Here is a 4,784-nt window from a genome sequence, read left to right as displayed (position 1 = left end):
AGTTCACTGATGGCTTTAAAGCAGGAGAATTTGATTTATGGTGTAGTCAAAAGACCTTAGTTTATTATTCAGAGCAACAGATTAGACGGGTAAGAGTTGTTAGACGTGCTGACGGTTATTATTGCCAGTTTCTGATTGACGTAGAACGGCAAGAATACCATAAACCGACGGGACAAATAACAGGAATTGACTTAGGGTTAAAGGAATTTTATACCGATGCCCAAGGTAATACTGTAGAGAATCCACGTTATTTAAGAAAGTCAGAAAAACGACTTCAAAAAGCACAAAGGAGATTATCAAAACAATTTCGCAAAGGAAAGAAACAGTCTAACAACTATCACAAGCAACGGATAAAAGTAGCTAGGCTTCATCTTAAAGTATCAAGACAACGTAAAGACAAAGCAATTAAAGACGCTTTGGCGTTAGTCCAGTCTAATGATCTGGTAGTCTATGAAGCTTTAAAGGTAAGAAACTTAGTCAAAAACCGTAAGCTGGCCCAGTCGATTTCTGATGCTTCTTGGTATCAATTCACTCAATGGTTGAATTATTTTGCCAAGATTTATCGGATTGTTTGTGTTGCTGTGCCGCCGCATTTCACTTCTCAAGATTGTTCAGTTTGTGGGACGAGAGTGCAAAAAACATTAAGCACTAGAACTCATCAATGTCCTAACTGTAAAACAGTCTTAGATAGGGATCATAATGCAGCAATAAATATTCTTAAAAAAGGGTTACAATATTTGGGAAATTATCTCAACGGTACTGTTGGGCAAACAGAAACCGACCCAAACGCCTTGGGAGAGTCCGGCCTCTGGATTCTTAATGGAGACATTGAGAATCTAAGCTGTCTCGTTGAACAAGGAATTTCTAACAGCAATGTGGAAAGAATCCCCCGTCACAGCGTAGCTTGACGGTGGGAGTATGTCAAATCACCCTATACTTGGAGGAATCCATCATGTCCGTTCGTCTATACGTTGGTAATTTACCCAAAGAATCCGTCGAGCGCGAAAAATTACAGGCACTTTTTGCCGATGAAGGGGATACGATCACCACTAAAGTCATCAAAGACCGCAAAACTGGCAAATGTCGCGGTTTTGCCTTCGTTACCGTCCCTAGCGATGAACTAGCTGACCAGTTTATCGAAAAATACAACGGTCAATCCTTCATGGAAAACCCGATCAAAATCGAGAAAGCTCTCCCCCGCAGCAAGGGAGGTAAAGAAGAAGGAGAAGAAGCAGAAGGGCCGGAGGCCAGCGTAGAAACCCCGGAAAAAGTCGAAAGACCGACTCCGAAACCGACGACGGCAGCACCGCGCAAATCCAGTAGTGGTGGCGGCGGCGGCAAAAAACGCAAGGCTGAACGGGGTAGCAGCAGTACCCCGAAAGTTACCGGCGATGGTGACGCTTTACAGCCAGATCCCCGTTGGGCCAATGAATTGGCTAAACTCAAGGAAATGTTAGCAGCTCAGGCCACTAATCCCTAATTCCATTGACAAGAGGGCAAGGGATAGCCGATAACTAAGAGGTTCAAAACATCGCTTTTAGGAATGTGCATCATGACAGCAATCGATCCGGTCATTATCATGAAACAGGAGGTCGGTAAGGCCGCCGCTAATCTAGTTCAATCTAATTCAGTCGTGGGATTGGGAACTGGTTCAACGACGGCCTATGCGATCGAATATCTGGGCGCTAGACTGCAAAGCGGGGAAATCAGCAATATTGTCGGGGTTCCTACTTCTTTTCAAGCGCAAGTTTTGGCGAGGAAGTACGGAATTCCCCTCACTACCCTCGATGTCATCGTGAAGATGGATATCGCTATCGATGGGGCCGATGAGGTGGATCCCCAGAAAAACCTGATTAAAGGCGGCGGTGCTGCCCATACTCAGGAGAAAATTGTCGATAGTCTCGCCGATATTTTCGTCGTGGTAGTGGATGGCAATAAGCTGGTGGATAAGTTGGGATCGACTTTTCTTTTGCCTGTGGAAGTGTTACCCATGGCCATGACTCCGGTGATGCTGAAATTAGAGGCCCTCGGTGGTAAACCTTCCCTGCGCATGGGAGTGAAAAAAGCCGGCCCCGTGGTGACAGATCAAGGCAATTTAGTTATCGATGTTAAATTTGATAGTATCGATGATCCGGCTGATTTGGAAAGAACTATTAATAATATGCCGGGGGTTTTAGAAAATGGTTTATTTGTCGGGGTTGCTGATCTGATTCTCGTCGGTGAAATTATTGACGGTAAGCCGGTAGTGCGCGAAATTAAGTAGGCTTAATTATTCTTAAGCTAATAAGTAGTCATGCAAAATTAATTACCTGCCCGATCGAGCTAAAACCCTTACGGGGCAATGATCGTCATGTGTAAATAATTTTGCCTAACTACTTAATAAAACAGGCCTACAGCCTGTTTTATTAAGTAGTTAGGTGTTAAAAACTGTCAGATACCCCCCTTATTAAGGGGGGATTAAGGGGGGATCGAATTATGGGTGTGTACAGACAAAGAGCAAAACAAAGAGATGACTATAGGCTAATAAAAAATATGTCCCTTTTTGACAGAAAATATCTGGGAAGATTGCAACCAGCGAGACTCAAAAGAACTGAGATGAGTGGTGGTAATTAAAGTTTGAAAACGGTCTTCGATCGCATCTAATAATTGATTTTGTCGTTCGATATCTAATTCGGCTAAAACATCATCGAGGAGTAGTAGGGGAGGTTCTCCGATAATCTGCTCTAGTAACTGTAATTCCGCTAATTTCAAGGCTAAAACTAAGGTTCTTTGTTGTCCTTGGGAACCGTAGGATTTAGCGGGGTTTTGGTTAATTAAAAAATCCACTTCATCCCGGTGGGGACCGACTACCGATGTCCCTAGCTGTTTCTCGGCCAAACGACGGGTTTCAATCTTATCTAAAAAAGCCCTTTGTACCCCATTGACATCATCTTCTACCCAAGGCACATTGGGAATATATTGTAATTCTAGATATTCAGTTTTTCCGCTAATACTTTCGTGCCATTTTTGGGCTAAAGGAATTAATCTTTGCAGGACTCGCGCCCTTCTTCTCGTTACTCTTGAACCTGTTTCTGCTAGTTGTAAATCCCAGAGTTTTAGTTGGGATAAATCCGCATAAACTTTTCCCTCTAATTCCTGTTTACGAATCTCTTTTAAGAGAGCATTTCTTTGGCGTAAAACCTGATTATATTGCTGTAAAATATGAACGTATAGGGGTTCTAATTGAATTAATAAAGTATCTAACCAATCTCGGCGAGCTTCTGGACCACCGCGCACTAAATCCAGATCGAGACTAGAAAATTGTACCGCATTAATCACGCCCAAAAAATCGAGATGACGGCGCAGGGGTTGACGATCACGGATCACGGTGCGACGACCAGAAGAACGGAGAATTAAACTTAATTCTGATGCGCCATAAAGACGATTAACCCTAGCAAAAATTCTCGCCTCCGAGTCCGATTCTAGCACCAGATCCCGATCCTTGCTGACTCGATGACTCTTGAGAGTGGACAAAAGTTCGATCGCTTCTAGTAAATTGGATTTTCCCTGAGCATTATTGCCCAATAATATTGTTTTTTTGGACTCGAATTTTAGCAACTGTTCGGCATAATTTCTAAAACTGTGAAGGTGCAGGTGTTCGAGATACATTGCAAGTTGGGGGTTAAGTGTTGGGGGTGGGGGAGTGGGAAGTATTCTCAGTGAACAGTAAACAGTAAACAGTAATCAGTGAACTGAACACTCACATCTGATAACTGATAACTGATCACTGATCACTGATAATGGCAGCGGTTGAGGGTTAAGTGAATTTGCTATAATTCCCCTTGACAATCAATATTCTATAGTAGCTTTTACCTTGAAAATTCCTTTTTTGCCTTTAAAACAGATTGAAAGTCTGTATAAGCTGGCTTTGATTGCTATACTCACTTTTGATGCTTCTGTCTCTCTCGCAGGACAATTTCCCGATGGCAGAATATTTTTTGAGAGTTCTCCCACTCTGGTTAATTTCTCCGCTACTTTCCAATCCGTGCGTGCTTGGGGAGCAAAATACTATCTTACCATCGCTCTACCGCCGTCTCTCGGGGCGCCCTTGGGCAAAGTAACCATACAACAGCAGCCCAATATTCAAACTATTGCTTTTCTTCTCGATCAAACCTTTGCTTTTCTTGGCGATCGCAATCAGCGAGGCGAAAAATTAACCCTAAAATCCACTACTTTTGACCCCAATACTCAGACGATTACGGTCATTTTTGATCCTCCTGTCCCCCCCGGTAATACCGTTTCCATCGGTCTGAAACCATTACAAAATCCCGATTATGGTGGTGTCTATCAGTTTGGAATTACTGCCTATCCTCCCGGGGAGAATTCCCTCGGATTATATCTAGGGGCCGGACGCTTAACAATTTACGATGCTGGCGATCGCTGGTAGTCCGTTCCACGTCTAAAAACAGTGAGCAGTAATCAGTGACCAGTAATCAGTGAGCAGTAAAAAGACAGTAGGAAACCTCTATTTAATACTGCACACTTAAAAACTCATATCTGATAACTGTTAACTTACCCACTGATAACTGATCACTGATCAATAGGAATAGGTGCAGCCTTAAGCCGAAAACTGTAACCTCTAAATTATCATCGGCAAAAGTTCCCGGCTCTTCGTTACTTGTTATGGTTCGATAGGGGGGCATAAATCGACTAAATCCTTATCTGGCAAGAGACTTAATTGATTAGTTCGCTCTAGATAAAAAACAATTGACAAAAATCGCTAAATGCCTTTCTCTATAAGGGTT

Annotated in this window: 6 protein-coding genes; 4 read left to right on the top strand and 2 right to left on the bottom strand. The window is 42.9% G+C overall.

Annotated elements, in window-relative coordinates:
• The 3 genes from IM509_RS04365 to rpiA form a co-directional block, all read left to right on the top strand.
• A partial coding sequence (locus tag IM509_RS04365; protein WP_287716470.1) for an RNA-guided endonuclease InsQ/TnpB family protein occupies positions 1-908 on the top strand: 908 nt, incomplete at its 5' end.
• 44 nt (positions 909-952) lie between these two features.
• Entirely contained in the window at positions 953-1,480 is a 528-nt protein-coding gene (locus IM509_RS04360; RefSeq protein ID WP_052275454.1) for an RNA recognition motif domain-containing protein, read from the top strand.
• A 72-nt stretch (positions 1,481-1,552) separates the two neighbouring features.
• Positions 1,553-2,263: a ribose-5-phosphate isomerase RpiA gene (gene rpiA, locus IM509_RS04355; protein WP_002747271.1), complete on the top strand. Its 711-nt coding sequence runs from the start codon at positions 1,553-1,555 to the stop codon at positions 2,261-2,263.
• 257 nt (positions 2,264-2,520) lie between these two features.
• Here the strand turns inward: rpiA and recF are convergent, their stop codons facing one another.
• The gene (gene recF / locus IM509_RS04350; protein ID WP_185237563.1) at positions 2,521-3,648 is read right to left on the bottom strand and encodes a DNA replication/repair protein RecF; all 1,128 of its coding nucleotides are present in this window, start codon (positions 3,646-3,648) and stop codon (positions 2,521-2,523) included.
• A 205-nt stretch (positions 3,649-3,853) separates the two neighbouring features.
• Between recF and IM509_RS04345 the strand changes: the two genes are divergently transcribed.
• The gene (locus IM509_RS04345) at positions 3,854-4,426 is read left to right on the top strand and encodes a DUF2808 domain-containing protein (protein WP_072925219.1); all 573 of its coding nucleotides are present in this window, start codon (positions 3,854-3,856) and stop codon (positions 4,424-4,426) included.
• Positions 4,427-4,508: 82 nt separating this feature from the next.
• Here IM509_RS04345 and IM509_RS04340 read toward each other — a convergent pair whose 3' ends face one another.
• Positions 4,509-4,682 (bottom strand): hypothetical protein, encoded by a 174-nt coding sequence (locus tag IM509_RS04340; RefSeq protein WP_287716469.1) that lies wholly within the window; start codon positions 4,680-4,682, stop codon positions 4,509-4,511.
• Positions 4,683-4,784 lie beyond the last annotated feature (102 nt).

Origin of the sequence: Microcystis sp. M31BS1, assembly GCF_020245285.1 — a bacterium.
Taxonomy (GTDB): domain Bacteria; phylum Cyanobacteriota; class Cyanobacteriia; order Cyanobacteriales; family Microcystaceae; genus Microcystis; species Microcystis panniformis.
Note: the sequence above shows the minus strand (reverse complement) of the source record. Positions and strands in the feature narration are given on the sequence as shown.

Coding starts and splice junctions, on each gene's coding strand:
- rpiA (WP_002747271.1), top strand. CDS start 1,553: ATGACAGCAATCGATCCGGTCATTATCATGAAACAGGAGGTCGGTAAG.
- IM509_RS04340 (WP_287716469.1), bottom strand. CDS start 4,682: ATGCCCCCCTATCGAACCATAACAAGTAACGAAGAGCCGGGAACTTTT.
- recF (WP_185237563.1), bottom strand. CDS start 3,648: ATGTATCTCGAACACCTGCACCTTCACAGTTTTAGAAATTATGCCGAA.
- IM509_RS04360 (WP_052275454.1), top strand. CDS start 953: ATGTCCGTTCGTCTATACGTTGGTAATTTACCCAAAGAATCCGTCGAG.